Source organism: Enterobacter sp. TCD1-1, assembly GCF_020567405.1.
Taxonomy (GTDB): Bacteria; Pseudomonadota; Gammaproteobacteria; order Enterobacterales; family Enterobacteriaceae; genus Enterobacter; species Enterobacter quasiroggenkampii.
Genome location: NZ_JAJCXF010000004.1, coordinates 236022 through 255337, shown reverse-complemented (window position 1 = coordinate 255337; position 19316 = coordinate 236022). Strand labels below are relative to the sequence as shown.

Sequence of the window (19316 nt, the reverse complement as noted above, 5' to 3'; positions counted from 1 at the left end):
TTTTTCATACAGGAAAACAATTATGCTGGCACAACTGACCATCAGCAACTTTGCCATTGTTCGTGAGCTTGAGATCGATTTCCACAGCGGCATGACGGCGATCACCGGGGAAACCGGTGCGGGTAAATCCATTGCCATTGATGCCCTCGGCTTGTGTCTTGGCGGCCGCGCCGAGGGCGACATGGTGCGCATGGGCGCAAACCGTGCCGACCTGTGCGCCCGCTTCTCCCTGAAAGACACCCCTGCAGCTCAGCGCTGGCTGGAGCAGAACCAGCTTGAAGATGGACGTGAGTGTTTACTTCGCCGTGTGATCAGCAGCGACGGCCGCTCACGCGGCTTTATCAACGGCACGGCGGTCCCGCTCTCCCAGCTTCGTGAACTCGGTCAGCTGCTTATCCAGATCCACGGTCAGCACGCGCATCAGCAACTCGTTAAACCCGAACAGCAGAAAGCGCTTCTGGATGGCTATGCGGGTGAGTACGCGCTTACTCAGCTTATGGCCGAGCACTATCGCCAGTGGCATCAGAGCTGCCGCGAGCTCGCTCAGCACCAGCAGCAAAGCCAGGAGCGCGCCGCCCGTGCGGAGCTGCTGGAATACCAGCTCAAAGAGCTGAACGAATTTAACCCGCAGGCGGGTGAGTTTGAGCAAATCGACGAAGAGTACAAACGCCTGGCGAACAGCGGGCATCTGCTCTCAACCAGTCAGAATGCGCTCAACCTGCTGGCGGATGGCGAAGACGTGAACCTGCAGAGCCAGCTGTATAACGTCCGTCAGCTGCTTACCGAACTGGTCGGCATGGACAGCAAACTGTCTGGCGTCCTGGATATGCTGGAAGAGGCGGCCATTCAGATCTCTGAAGCCGGTGACGAACTGCGCCACTACTGTGAGCGTCTGGATCTCGACCCGAACCGTCTGTTTGAGCTGGAACAGCGTATCTCCCGTCAGATCTCGCTGGCGCGCAAGCACCACGTTACGCCGGAAGAGCTGCCGGGCTACTATCAGTCTCTGCTGGACGAGCAGCAGCAGCTTGACGATCAGGCTGACTCGCTGGAAACCCTCTCTCTGGCGGTGAGCCTGCACCATGAACAGGCGCTGGCGACAGCGCAAAAGCTGCATGAAATTCGTCAGCACTATGCTCAGGAGTTAAGCCAGCACATTACCGACAGCATGCACACGCTGGCGATGCCGCATGGCGTCTTCACCATTGACGTTCGCTTTGAAGAGAATCACCTGACGGCGGAAGGTGCGGATCGCATCGAATTCCGCGTCACCACCAACCCGGGGCAGCCGCTGCAGGCGATTTCCAAAGTGGCCTCCGGCGGTGAACTGTCGCGTATTGCGCTGGCGATTCAGGTGATCACCGCGCGTAAAATGGACACCCCGGCGCTGATTTTCGATGAAGTGGATGTCGGCATCAGCGGCCCGACGGCGGCGGTGGTGGGTAAACTGCTGCGCCAGCTCGGCGAATCCACGCAGGTGATGTGTGTCACCCACCTGCCGCAGGTCGCGGGCTGCGGTCATCATCACTTTATCGTCAGCAAAGAAACCGACGGTGAAATGACCGAAACGCACATGAAGCCGCTGGATAAACGTGCGCGTCTGCAGGAGCTGGCACGCCTGCTCGGCGGCAGCGAAGTCACGCGTAACACGCTCGCGAACGCGAAAGAACTGCTGGCGGCATAAACTTTTTCGGGATCTCAGGGTCATACAGAACAACAAAAACGCCGCCAGACCGGTTTCAAAGTGGGGCAAGGTCTATTATCATCGGCATATTACATATGAGCCGCGTTCTGCTCGGGCCCGAAAAGGAATCAAATCACTATGCGTTGTAAAATGCTGACCGCTGCCGCAGCGGTTCTTCTGATGTTGACCGCAGGCTGTTCCACTCTGGAGAAAGTGGTTTACCGTCCTGACATCAACCAGGGGAACTACCTTACCCCTAACGATGTGTCCAAAATCCGCGTGGGGATGACACAACAGCAGGTCGCTTATGCACTGGGAACCCCGATGATGTCCGATCCGTTCGGCACTAACACCTGGTTCTATGTATTCCGTCAGAAGCCGGGCCATGAAGATGCGACCCAGCAGACCCTGACGCTGACCTTCAGCAGCGCCGGTGTGTTGACCAAGATCGACAACAAGCCTGCCCTGACCAAATAATCCGGTGTCAGAAAAGCAAAAAGGTGCTCATTGAGCACCTTTTTTGTTTTGTGTTGATCCCCTCGCCCCTTTGGGGAGAGGGTCAGGGTGAGGAGAAGAAAGCGCTATTTACTGGCCTTCTCCGCGCGCTGACGACGCAGCTCTTTCGGGTCGGCAATCAGCGGACGATAAATCTCCACCCGGTCGCCCTCTTTCAGCACATCGCCCAGCTTCACCGGACGGCTGTAAATCCCGACCTTGTTCTTCGCCAGGTCGATATCGCTGCGAAGCTCAAGTATGCCGGAAGCACGGATGGCCGCCTCAACGGTCGCCCCCTCTTCCAGCGTCACGCGCTGCAGATACTGCTTCTCCGGAAGCGCGTACACCACTTCTACAGCAATCTTATGCGACACTGTAAACCTCTTTGGCGCGGGTGGTGAACGCCTGAACCATATTCGATGCCAGCTCTTTAAAGATGCGGCCAAACGCCAGCTCAATCAGCTTATTGGTAAACTCGAAGTCCAGATGGAACTCAATGCGGCAGGCGTCAGCGCTCAGCGGCGTAAACTTCCAGCCCCCCATCAGGGTCTTAAAGGGACCATCCACCAGATGCATCAAAATACTCTGATTGCTCGTCAGCGTATTACGGGTGGTGAACGTCTTACTGATCCCCGCTTTGGAAACATCCACCGCCGCGGTCATCTGCGTCGGGCCGGACTCCAGAACGCGGCTCCCGGTGCATCCCGGAATAAACTCTGGATAAGACTGAACATCGTTCACTAACTGATACATTTGTTCCGCGCTGTAAGGCACAAGCGCAGTACGGCTAATCTGAGGCATAGCATTTCCCATGGTCACACAACGGACAAATAATAACATTTATCACCTGTTAAAAAAACGCTAAGCCTCATCTCGTGCTAAGATAGCGCGTTAGACCTCACAGGACGCAATGAGGTGACTTTTTGAAATCAGATTACCGACGGCTTTACGACACTTATGACGAAGAAAAAAGCACATAAACCAGGCTCGGCGACCATTGCGCTCAACAAGCGTGCTCGCCACGAGTATTTCATTGAAGAAGAATTCGAAGCTGGCCTTGCGTTGCAGGGCTGGGAAGTAAAATCGCTGCGCGCCGGGAAAGCCAACATCGGCGATAGCTACGTGATCCTGAAAGATGGCGAAGCCTTCCTGTTCGGCGCAAACTTTACGCCGCTGACCGTCGCCTCTTCACACTACGTGTGTGACCCAACGCGCACGCGTAAACTGCTGCTAAACAAGCGTGAACTGGAATCCCTCTACGGACGCATCAACCGCGAAGGTTTCACCGTGGTCGCCCTGTCGCTGTACTGGAAAAACGCCTGGTGCAAAGTGAAAGTTGGCGTCGCGAAGGGTAAAAAACAGCACGACAAACGTACTGACCTGAAAGAGCGCGAGTGGCAGCTGGACAAAGCGCGCATTATGAAAAACGCAGGACGTTGATTCTGCACACTTATTGTACTATTCAATAAGTTAGCGTTCCGGGCTGGTATCCAGGAAGTGAAATCTGGTATACTCAGTTCAACACTATTGGGGCTGATTCTGGATTCGACGGGATTTGCGAAACCCAAGGTGCATGCCGAGGGGCGGTTTGCCTCGTTAAAAGCCGCAAAAAAATAGTCGCAAACGACGAAAACTACGCTTTAGCAGCTTAATAACCTGCTCTGAGCCCTCTCTCCCTAGCTTCCGCTCTTAAGACGGGGATCAAAGAGAGGTCAAACCCAAAAGAGATCGCGTGGAAGCCCTGCCTGGGGTTGAAGCGTTAAAACTAATCAGGCTAGTTCGTTAGTGGCGTGTCTGTCCGCAGCTGGCGTGCGAATGTAAAGACAAACTAAGCATGTAGTACCGAGGATGTAGAAATTTCGGACGCGGGTTCAACTCCCGCCAGCTCCACCAAACATTCATTCATGATGCATCATGAACCTTCAAAAAGCCTGTAACTTCAACGAGTTGCAGGCTTTTTTGTTGCATGTGTGGTCATGATCTCTGTATGAATCTTGAGCATTATGTATCTTGTTTTGCACCGCGTTGCCTGAACGCTAAAAAAACCAGGTGCAAAAACATGCCTAAGGTATTGAAATCACTAACCAATACCGAGATCGCTGCCGCCAAACCGCAGAAGACTGAGTATATGCTGCGCGATGGCGACGGGCTGGCGTTGTTGATTAAGCCATCCGGCAGAAAGATCTGGTACTTCGAATACACTCCCCCGGCGCTGAAAAAACGGACCAAAATCAGCATTGGCCCCTACCCGGTTGTCACCCTCGCCATGGCGCGAGATTTCAGGTTGCAATACCGGCGTTTACTCGTGCAGGGTATCGACCCGCAGGCCCATCTGGAGCAGGTTGCAGAGGAGCAACGACTCCAGAATGAATGCACGCTGGAAAAAGTTGCGGAACAGTGGCTCAAAGAGAAAAAAAGGACCAGCGATCTTAGCGAAGATCACGCCAAAGATGTCTGGCGCTCGCTGGAGATGCACGTCTTCCCCTCTCTGGGTAGTACGCCCGTCACTGAGATCCGCCCGAAGATGCTCAAGGAACACCTTACACCGCTGGAAGAACAGGGCATCCTCGAAACGCTGCGGCGGGTGATCTCACGGCTCAATGAAATCTTCCGCTTCGCCATCTCCGAAGAGCTTATCGAGTTTAACCCGGCTGACAACCTGGTCGCCCGTTTCAAGAAACCGAAAAAGCAGAACATGCCCGCCCTTCACCCCAGTGAACTGGGCAGGCTAATGCTGGCGCTACAGAACGCTTCTATCCGCAAGGAAACCCGCTGTCTAATCGAATGGGAACTACTGACCTGGGTTCGCCCCGGCGAAGCCGTCAGCGCTCGCTGGTGCGACATCGATATGAAAAAAGCGGAATGGCGCATCCCTGACACCTTTATGAAGATGAATCGTTCGCACACGGTGCCTCTCAGCAAACAGGCGCTGCGCGTTCTTCAGATCATGGAGCCCGTCAGCCGCCATCGTCCGTGGGTGTTCCCCAGCATCCGCAAACCACTGGAGCATATGCACCAGCAGACCGCGAACGCCGCGCTTATCCGTATGGGGTTTGGCGGTGAACTGGTCGCCCACGGCATGCGCAGCATCGCCAGGACCGCAGGCGCAGGTCATTTCCCCCGTGAAGTCCTGGAATCTGCACTGGCGCACCAGAAAGAAGACGAGATCGAAGCGGCCTACAACCGCAGCGATTACCTGGAACAAAGGCGACCGCTCATGCAGTGGTGGGGAAACTACGTCGATGCCGCCAGACGGCAGGCGCTGCTCGGTGCAGAAGAACCGCTGCAGATCGTGGAAGGAGAATAATGTGATCAGTCCCATTCGTCAGAATCTGTTTGAACGGGAATGTGATATGCCGCTGCTGGAAGCGCGGCATCTCGCCCTTCTGCTTCTCGGCCTTGATGCATCCCAACCAGCAAATGCCCTGCCGGAAGAACATCAGGAAAATTACCGTATCCTGCACGACGCCATCAGCCGCACCATCAAGGCAACGGGCATGGTCAGTGCCCCGGCGAACAAACGCATGTTCTATGCCGATGAGATGTTCGCGCTGGCCTGGCGGCTTATTGATGACGAACTGACGCCGCCAGAAATTAAGGCCCGCAGCCTGAAGGCGGTGATGAAACTGTCGCGTAATAGCCGTGGCCGCAAGTGGCTAAAGATGCTCGGCGACGATGCGCTGCCGGATCTAACTGCTTCAGCACAACCTTCCCAACGAGGAATGCATAAGCGCGACAAAGCGAGGGAGAATACTGCCCAACTCTGCTGGTTGCTGGTTCAGCTTTTGGTAGAGGAGACTGACGGGCGTTATGGTACGTCTGATAAACCGGCTTCGGATCGGATACTTCGAAAGCTTAAGGCTCTGGCTCAGGAACAGGAATTGCCGTCAGACGGGCTTGGGCGAGGGACATTTTATGAGGTGTTGAAGATGGGAAAGGAAGCGTAGGAAGTTGCTACCAGTACTGAAATGCTGCAGACTCCTCTAGACACATAGTCGGCATAGTGCCAAGAGCAGTCTTTGAAGATACTAGGTTAGGCATTTTCTATGGAACTTGCAGTTCCAGCTGATTCTAATATGAACTAAAAAATCTCAAAGTATGTAGGAGTAGCAAAATATTCATTGAGAATGAACCGTCTGTTGAGCCATCCATGGCATTCGCTATAAATTAGTCAACTCATATATCAGGTAAATAAATAATCAACTTTAGATTTATCAATTTCTTTATTTGTAAAAAGATAAATTTTTAAATTCTTTACAGCCCTTGAACTTGAAACATAAAGTAATCTTCTTGCTGACTCAAGTTGAGGTTCCAAAATGGAATTTATATCAGAGTTTAAGAGATTAGAAAAATACCCTTCTTTTCTATTGAAAGAATCGGAAAGAAAAATTATGACATTATCAAACTCCAGACCTTTTGAGGCATGGCAAGTCAAGTATGAAACTAAATTTTCTGGATAAGTCTGATAAATAAAATCCAGCCATAGGAAAAACTGTTCCATATCAATCTTAAATAATTCATCCAATAATTGAGGAATCTTTTCCGTATCCTTAAACCTACATTTATCAATAATTTTCTCTTTCGCACTTTCTAAGCCATCGATAACAAGATGAAAGTTATAGCTAATCAGACTTTGAATTTCCGCTTCCTGCCCAACATATATTTCAGATATTTCATGTACAAAATCACTTAAGCATTTAACTTTTAATGACTCAATTATTTTTATAGAATCTAAAACATCTGACAAGTTATGATTTGAAATTGGCTTTACATTGAAAAAATCTGAAACCGAAAAGTTCGCTTTTCTTTTCAAGAGATAAAGTGGCATCAATAAATCATGCAGAATAGATGGTAAGGAACCGGCATACCTTATTTCTCTAAATAAAAATTCCGAACCAATCATCTCAAATCCTTTTGCATGCTCAGTTTGGTAGATATCTAGCATAGTAGAAAAAAGACCTTCAAATCCAAGGAGCTGAGACAGCATTTCATTTTTGAGAACAAGGCAGGCAAGTTTGGAATTTTCATTTATGCTCCATTCGCTTTTATGCCTCTGAATTATGGAAGATAAATAGTTATTCGTATAATTTTTTTCACTTTCGATAATCAGCGATGGGCAGCATTGTTCTGCGTATATTTTTATTGGTTTTTGTTTAACATCTTGATTATCACCTCTAATTTTATTAATGCACTCAACAATATTCTGATGCGATCTCCTATTAATGTTTTTCACCAATTTCTTTAAGCTTTGCGATTCTTTATGCATGCTATGTTTATAAATTGTCTGCATAGGATCCCCAAAGAAACCTAAGCACATTTTCTTATTTCCTCCTTTTGCAATATTATCTACACTTAAAAATAAATTGATAACATTTTCATCCGTATCCTGATATTCGTCAATAAAAATAAGGGGATGAGCATCTATGATGCATTTTGAAAGCAAAGTATATTTTTGAATCAATCTGGATGCATATATTAACAACGTATTATGCCCGATAATGTTTTTATATAAAACTTCAATATTTTTAGTATTGAAGTATTTTATTGTAGTGTACTGTTCTTCTTTTTTCTCAATATTACATATACATCGTTTGAATTCTTGAGATTTTACTAATTTCTTAAAAACAGTTGTTAATTGCTGATAATTACCTTTTAGATGCTTAAACACCTCTTCATCAGTAATTCCTTTTAAATACGTCCAAAACTTAGAGGCTGATTTAAGAGACTCATAAAAATCATTTTTATCTACAAGAATATAGTCTATTATTGCATCTAGTTGAGGTTCTTTCAAACTTCTCACTTTCAATAAAGTTGCATTATCTGTTCGTAGTTCATAAATTTCACTGTAAATTCTTTCTATTTCTTCATTCAAGAAAATAACATGCTCATCAAGTAATAAATCCATATGGAATTTAACAAGATCCCAGATGTAAGAATGGATTGTAGAGGTTATTACTAAATCATTATCGCCTAATCTATGTTTAATTTCATCTGCTGCGTTATTTGTATATGTAATACATAGAAGTTTTTGACCATTTAATATCAGTTGCGTGTAATTATCATTTATAAATTTATTAACACTTGTGATGAGAGCATGTGTTTTTCCGGACCCAGCCCCAGAAATAAAATAGAAAGACTCAGATTTTTCTATCAGTTTAAAAAGCTCAATCTCGACATTTCTTTCGACTTCAACTTGTTGTTGATCAAGTTCAAATTTCATAGGTTACGCCATCCCTTTTTAATTTTAACGTGAGCCATTCAAATCCCTTCAAAATGTAATCAGGAAGCTCAGGTTTATGTTGTTCTGTTGTAACTAAAGAGAATATAAGATTATTAGAAAATTCACTTTTTTTCCGAGCCAGTAACTTTTGTAGTTGCCTTGAGTTATGAGCTATGTTACAAACATCCCTTGGACTGCCAAGGGTTTTTATTGTTTCTTTTTTTATAACTTTTAGAAGGACATTTAATAGTAAGTCATTATTATAATTCTTTAAAATTAGTGCCTCTTCGAAACTAGTAGCATAATAAAATTTTTGAGGACATTCTGTTGGTATACCAATGCCATCCTTCTGAAAAACAACCATCAAATTATCTTTTACATAATAATCTTTTAAGGCTGCAATCTTTCTGTTTCTATAAAAATGACGTAGAGTTGCATTTGTAGTTATTAAGTCTTCAGAAAGAACAGATATTTGTTCAACAATCTTGTCACTTTCATCAACGTCATCAACGTCATCAACGTCATCAACGTCATCAACGTCATCAACGTCATCAACGTCATCAACGTCATCAACGTCATCAACGTCATCAACGTCACAAAAATTATCTTTACTTTCAGTATGTGCAACTATACTTTTATCGGTTTTCTTAACATCTTTTTTGAAATCAATATCAGTAATGATCAAGGAGGGGATTTGAATTTTATTAATTAGCTTTTCGTAAACTTTTGCATGTGCACCATCAATTCTGAAAACAGAAATGTGCATTCGATTGAGGACGGGATCATCTTCAATATATGAGTTCAAAACTCGCTCTTCTGTAATACCTTCAACAAATATTATAGCATCAGAGAAAAATAAATCTGGAGTTTGATGTTTTATGTGTTTCTTAATAAACTCAAATTGTAATGATTTCTTTTTTGTATTTGCAATATCTCTATCCTTTAGTAAAACACTCGCAGCATTCCCATCTTTGAGATAAATATAATTAATATCATCAAAAGTATTACTACTATGTATGACGCTATTTAAAATATGAGATGAATGTGTAGTGATGAGTATTTGACTTTTAAGAGACGTCAATGTTTCAACATGAGATGATAAAATCTCATTCAATGCTTCTTGGATATGTCTGATGAAATTGATTTGCATCTGTGGGTGCATAAAGACTTCTGGTTCTTCAATACATAAAAGCCTAATCCTGCTTTGACTTGTTTCCTTCAAACTTTGATTTGTATAGTCAATTATTTCACCGATAATACTAACTAAGCTCGCATAACCTAAACCGAATTGACTCTCAGGAACAAGAAACTCTCCATCTTTATGCTCATAAGTTATCAAGTCCGACATTAGTTTATCAAATGTCAATTCGGATCTGAGTTCTATCCCAATATCTTTATCCGATATTATCTTTGCTAAAATTCTCTCAACACCTGATTGATGTTTTATTTTAATGTTTTGGGTTAGATTTTCATTATTTCCATCAACTAAACTTAGTATTCCCTTATATTCCACCTCATCACATTCATACATATATTTTATTATTTTATTGAATGATTTTGTGAGTAATCTTTTATCATGAATATTTTTTGCTGCCGAGATAACTCGTAAATCGATGATGTTTTTTGGGGTTAAAGTATCAACATTTATATCTTGATAATTTTTTATCCTTCTTCTGAATTGTGTTTTAGATAATATATCGAGATATTTCCTAAAAATTGCTTCTGGATTATGGTTCCCACTGGAACAATCTTCTTTGAGTGCTTCAATTTTAGCTATATAGTCTGCTTTTATTTTAACTTCATACTCAATAATGATATTTGCTTTTCGCACATCTTCATTTAATGATTTTCTTACATCAATAAACGGTTGAAAATCACCGATGAGATCATTCGTCATGTCATCTAAAATAATTTCTATTTCAAAAGATAGTTTTGGTGTAATGTGCGGTTTGTTATCAAAGTTTTGCTTAAGTATCATTTTTGAATAATTATAATTAAAATCGTGCCCTGTGATTTTTTCTGAGTCAGAGAGCAGAAGTTCCAATGCTTTTGTTACAGTTGTTTTTCCTGAGTTATTCTTTCCAATCACTAGTGTTGTTGATGACGCGACTAAATCCTTTTGTGGCGAATCACTATGCGATTGAACAAAACCGATAATGTTTTCATTCTCTCCAAACTTTCTGAAGTTATTTATTTTTAGAAAAGATATATACACAAAACCTCCTGTAGAAATGTATTTTTTGTTCACCCATTTAAAAACACATAAAACTTAACGAAAAACACTCACAAAATCAACAGATAAAAATATAGCAATACGCTTTCACACTAGGAAATCATCTTTAAAAAAATATCCCCCTCTATAACTAATGGCTATAACCAATTAGTTTTTTATATTAATCAAGACTTACTTTCATTATTAAAGGATCCCCCTATTAGCCATTTATTTTAAAATCAGGATTTGCGTTCTTAACTGACTAAGAGATAGTGTCGGCTATAGTGAAGTGTTTATAGTCGTGCGTTGACATTCGTTAACCTACAGCATGTAGGGGCTTGATTGAAAAAGAGAGAAGCAAAACCATTTATTTTCAATAAATTAATTGTAAAAATACTGATTCTAACAGCCCATAAATTCTTCCCGGACTCATTACTTTCTATCCGGACTTAACTTTTTCACCCGGACCTATCCCCCTGCTCTCCGTTCCGCGCTATAACCGCTTCGACACTCTGTTCCCGTGAGGTGCAATCATGAAAACCCGTGCTGACAGCAGCGATGCTTTTCCCGAAAGCGGCAATGTGCGTATGCGGCAAGTAGTTCAGTTTCTGGCGATGAGCGAATCGTCAGTTTACCGCCTGATTAAAAACACCGACTTTCCCCGCCCCGTCCATCTCTCTTCCCGACTAGTGGTCTTCGATGCCGCTGAAATCCGTCAGTGGCAGCAGCGTCGCGCCGCCATCCGTTAATCTACGCTCATGGATGAGCCGACCGATACCCCATCATGAAACGCGCCCCTTTCCTCAACAAGCAGTCTCCAGACCGCACGCTCGAAGTGGTGATCCTGGCCGGAAGCCTGGCATGGGAGACTTCACGCGTGTGGCGAAAAGATCCCGACCGGGAAGATGATGTTCCTCCGGTGGTACTCGGCCCGGATGAACTGGCCGATCTGGATAACCTGACCATAATCAGACCTGACGCGCTCTACGTCCGGGTACTTCGCACAGGCGATATCCGCGAGGAGGAGTTGCTGAAAATCGCCGTAAAACTGGCGCACGCGGGTGTGCAGATGGCCCGGCTAATGACCCCTGATGGTGAGGTACTGGAGGACTGGAGCGGTCAGCTTGAACGCCTGCGACAGGAAAGGCCTTCCGACATCCTGCCGGATCACTTCCGCCTCGATGAAGGCCGATGATATGTTTTTTGCTCCACGGTGACATGTTCACACTCAAATCTCCTGCAATGGTGAGATTTGAGTGGAATTATCGTTCATGAGCGAAAAAAGAACATGTATTTTTTAATGTGCCTCTACCTGAATTAGAGGATAAGTCTCTTTTTATATATTTAGTGCATTTAGTTGGTTACGTAGTCTTTCTATTTCTTGTTCCAAGCGTAGCTTTAAATTTTCTTGTGAATCCGTACGAGTTAGCCCTTGAGTCTCATTAATAGAATCAATTTCAAGCCCTTCTAATTTAAAGTAATTATACGTAAACTTTGACTTCTCACAACCCTCATCATAAATATACTTTATTGCGCAATGATCACCTACTTGTTCTTGCCTTCTGATTATGAAGTTAGAGTATTTCTCATGATTTGGATGAATGAAGAGATATTGAGATTCATCATCAAAATTGGCCTCGATATCCTGTATGGAACGAATAAAGCCAAGCTCGTCTTTTTTTATTTCCATATTGCATCTTTTACAAGCAACGGAAAGATTTGAGATATTGTAAGTTAATTTACTATATTTACTTTTCGGTAAGATATGCTCTCTATCAATCATAAAACTACCAGTACCATGTAATATTGTTCGACAATAGCAGCATTGGTTTGACTGACGTTGCATATGGAAATCACGTATTCTATTCTTTATATCTTTAATTGTATCTTTGACGCTGGATAATTGCTTATCATCATGAGCCCAAGGATTTTCTTTACTTAAGGCAAATTCAATGGCCTCTTCTTCTTTTTTTGAAAGCTTAAATGTAGTTAGCTTAGGTTCTAAAGGATCGTTAGGCATTTTTTAATTCCTGTGCAATTGCTTTAGCCAAACCTACAGCGGCTTTAAAAGTGAGTGTTTGAGATTTATCAAAGGTACCTTTTTCCATAAGAGTAATTTCAGAAATTGTCTCATCAAATGATCGCTTTCTAGACTGAAATTCATCTAGAATAGTAACTATTTTCTCACTGAGATATGTGCTCTTAGGCCCAATGGTTTCAAATTGCTCCCATAAAGTAGCTTCGATATTTATTGATGATGACTTGCTCCACTCATTACTTTCTGGATGATAAAAGGATGGGGAGATATATTCCTCAAGCTGAGCTCCAGACACAATAAGAGGGGAATGGGTAGCAATAAATATTTTTACCTCTCGATATCCAATTAATCCAACTAGTTTGCTCACGTACTCTTTTTGCCATTGAGGGTGTAAGCTATTCTCAGGTTCGTCAATGAGTAACTGTTCTGCACCATCTAGTTCACACAAGATATAAATGAATGAAGTAATTAAACTTAACTCCCCAGAACTAGCTCCGGCTAATGGTATTTTCCCTCCATTTAGCTTGTGAAGTGATATTTCTATAGGTTTAATTATTTTCCTGCCACGCAGTTCTCCTTCAGAACGTAATATTTCGTTTAGAATGGATAGTTCTCTAAAGTTAAAGTCTTTATCAGCGCGACCAAAGTCGAAGTCGAATTCCAGAGACTCACTGCCATGATTCATTATTTCATTTATTATATAACCGCTTGAATTATCATTATTGAATCTTGATTCAAATATTTCGTCTCTGTTTCGTATAGGTTTCACTATAACTGTAATTACTGGTTGATAGCCACAATAAATGAGTGTTCTGGAAATATCGCTAAGCTTGTGAGGGCCTTCAGATAAAGATAACATTATTGCTTTCTTCATCACATTGTTAGGCAAGGACATTGAATTCTTAGCAGAGAGACGTTTAATTTTAGGGGAAGGGATGAATCTGTCGTGTATAGAATTACATATAACTATTGATTTAAATACGGTATCTTCGTACGCTCGTTTAAGAAGGAACTGACTTTTTCCAACTCCATTTTGACCGACTACGAAATAGACGTTCATTCAGGCATCTCCAGTTTATTGTTGAATAATCATCCTACAAAAAATATAATTATATTTCAAGTTCTGTTCAGCAAATAATTTTTAATGGTTCTAGAATGGCGCCAACGAGAATGCATGATTCTAAATAGATATTTCAAGATAAAGGAAGTAAGGTCTTTTATATTTTAATGGATATAACATTCCCCCCGGGAATTTAAATTAAAAAAACATCAGCCAACGTCCCCTCCTGGCACTAAGCGGACGACCAGGAGGATCACGAAGGTCGTTATGAGCAAGGAGCGAACATAGTTTTTTCATCTCTACTGTTTATAGTGACGCTGACTGGATGCAGGGTGTCGCAGGAGGGATGCTTCGGGGCGTATTGGACGTCGCACCAGCTCCCCTCCGCAGTTCGGACACTGGCCGTTAAGCCGTTGGGTCACGCAATCGACGCAAAATGTGCATTCGAATGAACAGATGTATGCCTCTTTTGTTTCAGGTGGCAGATCTTTATCACAGCATTCGCAATTAGGACGGAGTTCAAGCATGTTGCTCTCTTATTGTTAAAGGGACATCATTGGCTATACCAAAGGCCATCTACCCGTATCTCCTTATGCGAAAGACGACGCTATTGTTTTTCACGTGTATTAGATGAGCATGGTCTACAGTCTGGAAAATTCAAGAGAGTGAACTATTCGACAGAAACGCTCACTTGAGGAAACGAACGACAAGCCTATAACGTCCACCAAAGCCTCAACCAACACGCAAAACCCAGCCCTCAACAATCAACTTAAAAATCAAAAAGATAAAAAAATCCCTTCCATATCAACACCATCGCCACTCTTTTTGCGCCTTCCCCTTCGCGCAAAAAAATCAAAATCCCCAACAAACTCAACCACCTCCCCCACCAATTACAAGGACGCCAGCACCAAAATTCTCCATCGGCGATCACCAGAGTCGACTGATGAAGTCCTGAAAGCCCGCACGGCGCAAGCCCTGCGGGCTTTTTTGTACCCTCAACATGTCCCGCGAAGTCCGTAAAATTTCCCGGCGACACAGCAACATCACGCCATTAAACATAATTTCTCTCATGCTCAATAAGCCATTCTTTGCGTGAAATCCCCCCTCCGTAACCTGTCATCGTCCCTTCTTTTCCAATTATCCTGTGACAGGGGATCACAATCGCAATCCGGTTGGCACCATTAGCTGCAGCGACGGCGCGCACAGCATTGGGCTTATTAAGCCGTAGTGAAATGGCCTGATAGTGTGAGGTCTGTCCATAGGGAACAGCACGCAACGCATGCCAGACGGATTGTTGAAAATCACTGCCCGGAGCATCTAAAGCCAGATCAAACTGTCGGCGCGTTCCGGCAAAATACTCGCCGATCTCTTTTACTGTCTGCCGGGTATGGCTGTTTTCGCCGGTGACGATTCTGGCATTAAATAAACGCTGGATATCGCGAAATTCAGTTTCTAACATCCGGCGATCGGTAAACTCCAGCAGACAGACTCCCCGCTCTGTCGCGCAGACAAACATCGGTCCAAGCGTCGTGGTAAACCGGTGAATGACTATCACCTGGGTTGCCTGAGTCGGCGCTGCGCCAGTAAGACGCTTGTAGGTATAACCAAAGCCGCTCAGCGATTCATAGCCATTGTCCAGCGCAACGTCAGTCGCCGCTCGTCCGCTTTTCAGCTCCTGCAAGGCAACGTTCACCCGCTGCATTCGCTGGAAAGCCTGAAAAGTGATGCCGTGATGTTGCAGGAACCAGCGCCTTACCCGCTCCGGGCTGATGCCATGCTGACGAAGCTCCGCGTCTGCTACACGGGATTTGATATCGCGCCTGACAAGCGCAAGCGCCTGCTCAACGAATAATGGCGCGCTGTGCGCATTTTCCGCAGGTCTGCAGACTTTACAGGGACGAAAGCCGTCCGCAAGGGCAGATTTGGCATCTTTATAAAATTCGACATTTTCGCGCTTGGGCTTTCGCGCCCGGCATACCGAAATGCAGAATACACCAGTGGTTTTGACGCCAACAAAAAACACGCCAGTGTAGTCTGACGCACGTTCAAGTAATGCCTGATACCAGATATCACACAGATTTTTATCGGTTATTTTCATCGCCAAAAAGTCCTTCAAACGTCTGACGAGATCGGATCGCATGCATGACATCAGTCAGCGTTGACTGCATCGCTGAATGAACAAAATTGCCCATTGAAATGCGGCTTACCCCTGCCCGTTTCAGCCTATCGAATGACGGAAGATCGGGCATACACATGACATTCAAAGGTAACCCCGTTGCCTCTGCAATGAGGCTGATGTCTTTCTCTGACGTCAGGCAGGGAACAAAAAGGCCGTCAGCACCTGCAGCTTTATAGCGTTGACCCCGTAATATCGTCTCCTGCAACGCGTCTTCATGCCCGAGCAGGTACGTGTCAGTCCGGATGTTCAGAAACAGGCTGTAATTTTCGCTTCTCAGCGTATCGCATACTGTTCTCAAATTACGGGAAAAATCAGAGGCATCGTCAAGCTGACGAACCCCGTTTATGACTCGGCTGTCTTCGAGGTTAACGCCTGCGACGCCTGTCTGAGCAAGGCGCCGCAGATTGTCTGCTATCTCTTCGGCTGAATCACCATACCCTGCTTCCATGTCAACACTCAATGGAAGGCTGCTGGCAGCCCGGATCCGGGTGACCATATAAAACAACTCATCAAACGGCACTCCCTGCCCGTCGTCATATCCCAGTGTGGACGCTATAGCTGCACTGGACGTTCCCAGAACCTGGTAGCCTGCTTTTTGCGCTGCGACAGCACTGGCGGCATCCCAGATGTTGGCGATAAGAAGAGGCTCATGCTGATAGTGGCGTTCTGCAAAGTTCATATTCATATCCTCTCGATAGATTGAAAATGAATCTAAGCACTCAGGAAGAACCTCACAACCGAAATTCAGACGACCATTTTTTAGCAAACGTCGTCTGAACATGGGTGCGGAACAGACCAAACCTTTTAAGGTCAGGTTCTGGCTTCGAGCATGGCAATAACCACCCAACGTGCCGCATCGTCTGTGATATTTTCCGGCAGCGCATCAGCCCGCAGAGTGATATAAGCATCAACAGCCTTTCTGATGGCCATGCTAACGGAATCACGATCGTGCGTTGCCAGCGTCGAAGTCAGCAGGGCATCAGGATCAATGCTGAGGAATTCGATGCGGCGAACCCCACGTTGCGGTAGATTTGCTCGACGGTATAGCATCGGCCCCAGCACTTGCTCCCGGAAGAATGCCAGCATGCCTATCGCTTCAAAGAGTTCTCCCCTTTCCAGCTTCACGACCGCGTAATGAAGCCAGATCCAGGCTCGGGACTCAAACCACTCCGGCGTCATGTTGGGCCAGTGAGCGCTAAATTTTGCCAGCTGGCGCTCCAGAGCCAGGTTATCACGGGTAAATAACACCGCTGGCTCCTCAACGCGTTGAGTGAGCATTTCGAGGGTGACAAATTTCAGATCGACATGAAGAAGTTCGGGGCCATACAGGCAGATAAGCAGACGAGGCTCTCCCACATGTTCCCCGGTGAAAGCATGGAGCAGGTGACCCAATGTTCCGGCGAACACAATACGCTGAGCCATGATTTCGTCATAATAGAGAGGGTCTACCACAACGACAAAATCGAGATCGGAGTATTTATCGAACCCGCCATGAACAAGCGAGCCGCCAGCGAGAAGGGAGTGAATCCGCGAATCAGCCTGAAATTTAAGCTTGAGTTGCTCTGCAAAACTTCTGTGTAAATCGGGTAACGTACTAAGCATACTTTTTCCTATTCACAAAAAAGACAAAGCATTACAGAGTATCGCGCTGTTTATAGGCAGGCCAGATATTTTTTGCAGGAACAATAATGTCCTGAGAGGGTTCTCCCGATGCGTTATATTGCCCTGTAAACTCGGAGAAATTTCTTACCATCGTCGATTACTCGGATATCTGACTAACATAGTCGTACCAGTAAAGGTAACAAAGCAGTCCTTATGAGATTATGACACGGTCCTCTGCGTAGCCCTTGCTCTGCAAGAACATATGCAAACGAGTAAACATTGTTATATGCTTTTGGCCGGTGCTGGCATAACGCGTTCATGAGGATATATATGGACATTTCACTGCTTACAGGACAACAGACAAACGCATGGTCAGCGACCATGATTAATCTGGAAGCACGTAAACTCATTAATACCGCAAATAGGGTAGCTGCTGACCATCTCAAAGATGGGCTCACCAGAATTCAGTTTATGGAAGACATTAAGTCTTTTATCACTGAGCAATTTTCTCTTGCCCGCAGAGCGACATCCGACGAAGAAGGGATTTCCTATATAAAAAATCTCAGGGCAGAGAACGAAAATCTTCTTGAACAAGATCGCCTGCTCAGAACGAAAGCAGCGCAGCTTTATGCAAGGGTTGAGTTCATTAAGGAAAACAATAAAATTGTTGGCTATATCATTTCCGCTGTACAGGTTGTTTTTGCTGGGTTACAAGCCGCAGGTGGATTACTCCTTGCGAGCTCGATGACGCCTGTCGGTGTGTTGTTAGGTGCCACACTGGTGATTGATGCGGCTAATACCGTATCCAGAGAAGTGAATAATCAATTACTGAACAAACCTGATTCGCAGGGATTTGTTGCTGATACAGCAATGTCGGTTGCAGAGTTTATGGGATTTCGCGGTGAGACTGGTCTGGCTGCGTATAAAACGGTAAGCCTTGCTGCAAATGCGTACAGCGTATTCGGCTTACTTCGCAAACCGGGTTCCTGGCGTCTTTTTTATTTTATGCGCTCAGATTTTTACAGAAAAATGGACTCTATGAGTCGGCCAAAACTCACCATGAAAATCATCGGATATGGCATAAACGCAAAAATTGTTTTTGACTTGCTATCTATTGATAATAATCCTGCTTAAAACGCCAGGCTTTATACGTTAATTTGAGGGGAGTCATCCAACAGAAGATACCAAAGATAAACACTACAGCAATGCCTGATGAGATGATATTTTCTCGGGAAGCAAAGCATACCGCCAGGATGAACAGAACCGTAAGTACGACGGAAAGAATGATTGTCCCTTTAAACCGATTTGAAAGCGCAGGAAGCAAAATATCCAGCGTCGAATGCTGAGTATCCACATAACGTTTAAGCTTTTGCAGCTCTTCTTTTGTGAAACCCGACCTAAGCAACGCTTCTTCTGTTATCGCCATGACATTCCTCTCCTTCTAATCAGAGCAAGTATACCGTGATCTTTGCAAAAAAAAACCGACCTACGGGCCAGTAGTTGTATTGTTAACCCCATGACATTGACAAATATCAACACCCTCTTCCTCCCTCCTGTGCAAAATTACCCACACCACCCCGCGCTACGGAATAGCCGCTCAACCCGGAAGGAGTCCCACCATGTACAGACCCATAACCGTCATCATATTCATTCTTCTGACGCTCGCCGCCCTCGCGGAAATAGGCGTTTTATCCTTTGGATAATCCTCAGGCTAAATACCTCTCATCTGGGCATGTTGATCTCATTACAGTTTTTTCCTAAAGCCATCCCGTTTCGCCTGTGCCATGCTGAATCACGCTCATAACCGATAACGTTAAATGAGGATA

At 44.9% G+C, this 19316-nt stretch carries 18 protein-coding genes, 1 other RNA gene and 1 pseudogene; 9 read left to right on the top strand and 11 right to left on the bottom strand.

Annotated features, from left to right (window positions below; genetic code table 11):
- Window positions 1-22 precede the first annotated feature (22 nt).
- Together recN and bamE are read left to right on the top strand one after the other, a co-directional pair.
- Entirely contained in the window at window positions 23-1684 is a 1662-nt protein-coding gene (gene recN / locus LJA86_RS17680) for a DNA repair protein RecN (RefSeq protein WP_048029282.1), read from the top strand.
- A 138-nt stretch (window positions 1685-1822) separates the two neighbouring features.
- Window positions 1823-2161 (top strand): outer membrane protein assembly factor BamE, encoded by a 339-nt coding sequence (gene bamE / locus LJA86_RS17675; protein ID WP_229226513.1) that lies wholly within the window; start codon window positions 1823-1825, stop codon window positions 2159-2161.
- 104 nt (window positions 2162-2265) lie between these two features.
- Here the strand turns inward: bamE and LJA86_RS17670 are convergent, their stop codons facing one another.
- Both LJA86_RS17670 and LJA86_RS17665 read right to left on the bottom strand, forming a co-directional pair.
- Complete coding sequence (locus LJA86_RS17670) at window positions 2266-2553, bottom strand: RnfH family protein (protein ID WP_008502503.1); 288 nt, start codon at window positions 2551-2553, stop codon at window positions 2266-2268.
- Window positions 2543-2980: a type II toxin-antitoxin system RatA family toxin gene (locus tag LJA86_RS17665; RefSeq protein WP_014832955.1), complete on the bottom strand. Its 438-nt coding sequence runs from the start codon at window positions 2978-2980 to the stop codon at window positions 2543-2545. The genes LJA86_RS17670 and LJA86_RS17665 overlap by 11 nt, the downstream gene beginning before the upstream one ends.
- A gap of 156 nt (window positions 2981-3136) precedes the next feature.
- Here LJA86_RS17665 and smpB point away from each other — a divergent pair, with 156 nt between their 5' ends.
- The 4 genes from smpB (at window position 3137) to LJA86_RS17645 (ending at window position 6126) form a co-directional block, all read left to right on the top strand.
- Window positions 3137-3619 carry an SsrA-binding protein SmpB gene (gene smpB / locus LJA86_RS17660; protein WP_008502505.1) on the top strand — a complete coding sequence of 161 codons (483 nt, stop codon included), beginning with the start codon at window positions 3137-3139 and terminating at the stop codon, window positions 3617-3619.
- 89 nt (window positions 3620-3708) lie between these two features.
- Window positions 3709-4072, top strand: a transfer-messenger RNA (tmRNA) gene (gene ssrA, locus LJA86_RS17655).
- Window positions 4073-4238: 166 nt separating this feature from the next.
- A complete protein-coding gene (locus tag LJA86_RS17650; protein ID WP_058675109.1) occupies window positions 4239-5486 on the top strand; it encodes an integrase domain-containing protein in 1248 nt (415 codons plus the stop codon).
- A gap of 1 nt (window position 5487) precedes the next feature.
- On the top strand, window positions 5488-6126 hold the full coding sequence (locus LJA86_RS17645; RefSeq protein WP_049133507.1) for a hypothetical protein: 639 nt from the start codon (window positions 5488-5490) through the stop codon (window positions 6124-6126).
- A 236-nt stretch (window positions 6127-6362) separates the two neighbouring features.
- Here the strand turns inward: LJA86_RS17645 and LJA86_RS17640 are convergent, their stop codons facing one another.
- A complete protein-coding gene (locus tag LJA86_RS17640; RefSeq protein WP_229226512.1) occupies window positions 6363-8399 on the bottom strand; it encodes a UvrD-helicase domain-containing protein in 2037 nt (678 codons plus the stop codon).
- Entirely contained in the window at window positions 8389-10614 is a 2226-nt protein-coding gene (locus LJA86_RS17635; protein WP_229226511.1) for an ATP-dependent nuclease, read from the bottom strand. The genes LJA86_RS17640 and LJA86_RS17635 overlap by 11 nt, the downstream gene beginning before the upstream one ends.
- A gap of 530 nt (window positions 10615-11144) precedes the next feature.
- On the opposite strand from LJA86_RS17635, the gene LJA86_RS17630 reads away from it, so the two are divergent.
- Both LJA86_RS17630 and LJA86_RS17625 read left to right on the top strand, forming a co-directional pair.
- On the top strand, window positions 11145-11360 hold the full coding sequence (locus LJA86_RS17630) for an AlpA family transcriptional regulator (protein ID WP_200076251.1): 216 nt from the start codon (window positions 11145-11147) through the stop codon (window positions 11358-11360).
- Window positions 11361-11395: 35 nt separating this feature from the next.
- Window positions 11396-11797: pseudogene (locus tag LJA86_RS17625) on the top strand (hypothetical protein); the annotation flags it as partial.
- 150 nt (window positions 11798-11947) lie between these two features.
- Here the strand turns inward: LJA86_RS17625 and LJA86_RS17620 are convergent.
- From LJA86_RS17620 to LJA86_RS17595, 6 genes are all read right to left on the bottom strand, one after another.
- Complete coding sequence (locus LJA86_RS17620; protein WP_070534310.1) at window positions 11948-12631, bottom strand: HNH endonuclease; 684 nt, start codon at window positions 12629-12631, stop codon at window positions 11948-11950.
- A complete protein-coding gene (locus LJA86_RS17615; RefSeq protein WP_229226510.1) occupies window positions 12624-13709 on the bottom strand; it encodes an AAA family ATPase in 1086 nt (361 codons plus the stop codon). Before LJA86_RS17615 ends, LJA86_RS17620 begins: the two co-directional genes overlap by 8 nt.
- 299 nt (window positions 13710-14008) lie before the next feature.
- A complete protein-coding gene (locus tag LJA86_RS17610; protein WP_072050366.1) occupies window positions 14009-14236 on the bottom strand; it encodes a DUF1272 domain-containing protein in 228 nt (75 codons plus the stop codon).
- 524 nt (window positions 14237-14760) lie between these two features.
- A complete protein-coding gene (locus tag LJA86_RS17605) occupies window positions 14761-15807 on the bottom strand; it encodes a bifunctional transcriptional activator/DNA repair enzyme AdaA (RefSeq protein WP_229226509.1) in 1047 nt (348 codons plus the stop codon).
- Entirely contained in the window at window positions 15791-16567 is a 777-nt protein-coding gene (locus LJA86_RS17600; protein WP_229226508.1) for an isocitrate lyase/PEP mutase family protein, read from the bottom strand. Before LJA86_RS17600 ends, LJA86_RS17605 begins: the two co-directional genes overlap by 17 nt.
- A 131-nt stretch (window positions 16568-16698) precedes the next feature.
- Complete coding sequence (locus LJA86_RS17595; protein ID WP_229226507.1) at window positions 16699-17490, bottom strand: nucleotidyltransferase domain-containing protein; 792 nt, start codon at window positions 17488-17490, stop codon at window positions 16699-16701.
- Window positions 17491-17820: 330 nt separating this feature from the next.
- Here LJA86_RS17595 and LJA86_RS17590 point away from each other — a divergent pair, with 330 nt between their 5' ends.
- A complete protein-coding gene (locus tag LJA86_RS17590; protein WP_229226506.1) occupies window positions 17821-18624 on the top strand; it encodes a DUF4225 domain-containing protein in 804 nt (267 codons plus the stop codon).
- Here LJA86_RS17590 and LJA86_RS17585 read toward each other — a convergent pair.
- The gene (locus tag LJA86_RS17585) at window positions 18602-18916 is read right to left on the bottom strand and encodes a hypothetical protein (RefSeq protein WP_045909269.1); all 315 of its coding nucleotides are present in this window, start codon (window positions 18914-18916) and stop codon (window positions 18602-18604) included. The two genes, LJA86_RS17590 and LJA86_RS17585, sit on opposite strands and share 23 nt — an antisense overlap.
- Window positions 18917-19316: the final 400 nt, after the last annotated feature.

Excerpts from the sequence above, each read along its gene's own strand:
- LJA86_RS17615 (WP_229226510.1), bottom strand. The coding sequence starts at position 13,709 with ATGAACGTCTATTTCGTAGTCGGTCAAAATGGAGTTGGAAAAAGTCAG.
- LJA86_RS17640 (WP_229226512.1), bottom strand. The coding sequence starts at position 8,399 with ATGAAATTTGAACTTGATCAACAACAAGTTGAAGTCGAAAGAAATGTC.
- LJA86_RS17630 (WP_200076251.1), top strand. The coding sequence starts at position 11,145 with ATGAAAACCCGTGCTGACAGCAGCGATGCTTTTCCCGAAAGCGGCAAT.
- LJA86_RS17620 (WP_070534310.1), bottom strand. The coding sequence starts at position 12,631 with ATGCCTAACGATCCTTTAGAACCTAAGCTAACTACATTTAAGCTTTCA.
- LJA86_RS17610 (WP_072050366.1), bottom strand. The coding sequence starts at position 14,236 with ATGCTTGAACTCCGTCCTAATTGCGAATGCTGTGATAAAGATCTGCCA.
- LJA86_RS17605 (WP_229226509.1), bottom strand. The coding sequence starts at position 15,807 with ATGAAAATAACCGATAAAAATCTGTGTGATATCTGGTATCAGGCATTA.
- smpB (WP_008502505.1), top strand. The coding sequence starts at position 3,137 with ATGACGAAGAAAAAAGCACATAAACCAGGCTCGGCGACCATTGCGCTC.
- recN (WP_048029282.1), top strand. The coding sequence starts at position 23 with ATGCTGGCACAACTGACCATCAGCAACTTTGCCATTGTTCGTGAGCTT.
- LJA86_RS17650 (WP_058675109.1), top strand. The coding sequence starts at position 4,239 with ATGCCTAAGGTATTGAAATCACTAACCAATACCGAGATCGCTGCCGCC.
- LJA86_RS17595 (WP_229226507.1), bottom strand. The coding sequence starts at position 17,490 with ATGCTTAGTACGTTACCCGATTTACACAGAAGTTTTGCAGAGCAACTC.
- LJA86_RS17665 (WP_014832955.1), bottom strand. The coding sequence starts at position 2,980 with ATGCCTCAGATTAGCCGTACTGCGCTTGTGCCTTACAGCGCGGAACAA.
- bamE (WP_229226513.1), top strand. The coding sequence starts at position 1,823 with ATGCGTTGTAAAATGCTGACCGCTGCCGCAGCGGTTCTTCTGATGTTG.
- LJA86_RS17585 (WP_045909269.1), bottom strand. The coding sequence starts at position 18,916 with ATGGCGATAACAGAAGAAGCGTTGCTTAGGTCGGGTTTCACAAAAGAA.
- LJA86_RS17590 (WP_229226506.1), top strand. The coding sequence starts at position 17,821 with ATGGACATTTCACTGCTTACAGGACAACAGACAAACGCATGGTCAGCG.
- LJA86_RS17600 (WP_229226508.1), bottom strand. The coding sequence starts at position 16,567 with ATGAACTTTGCAGAACGCCACTATCAGCATGAGCCTCTTCTTATCGCC.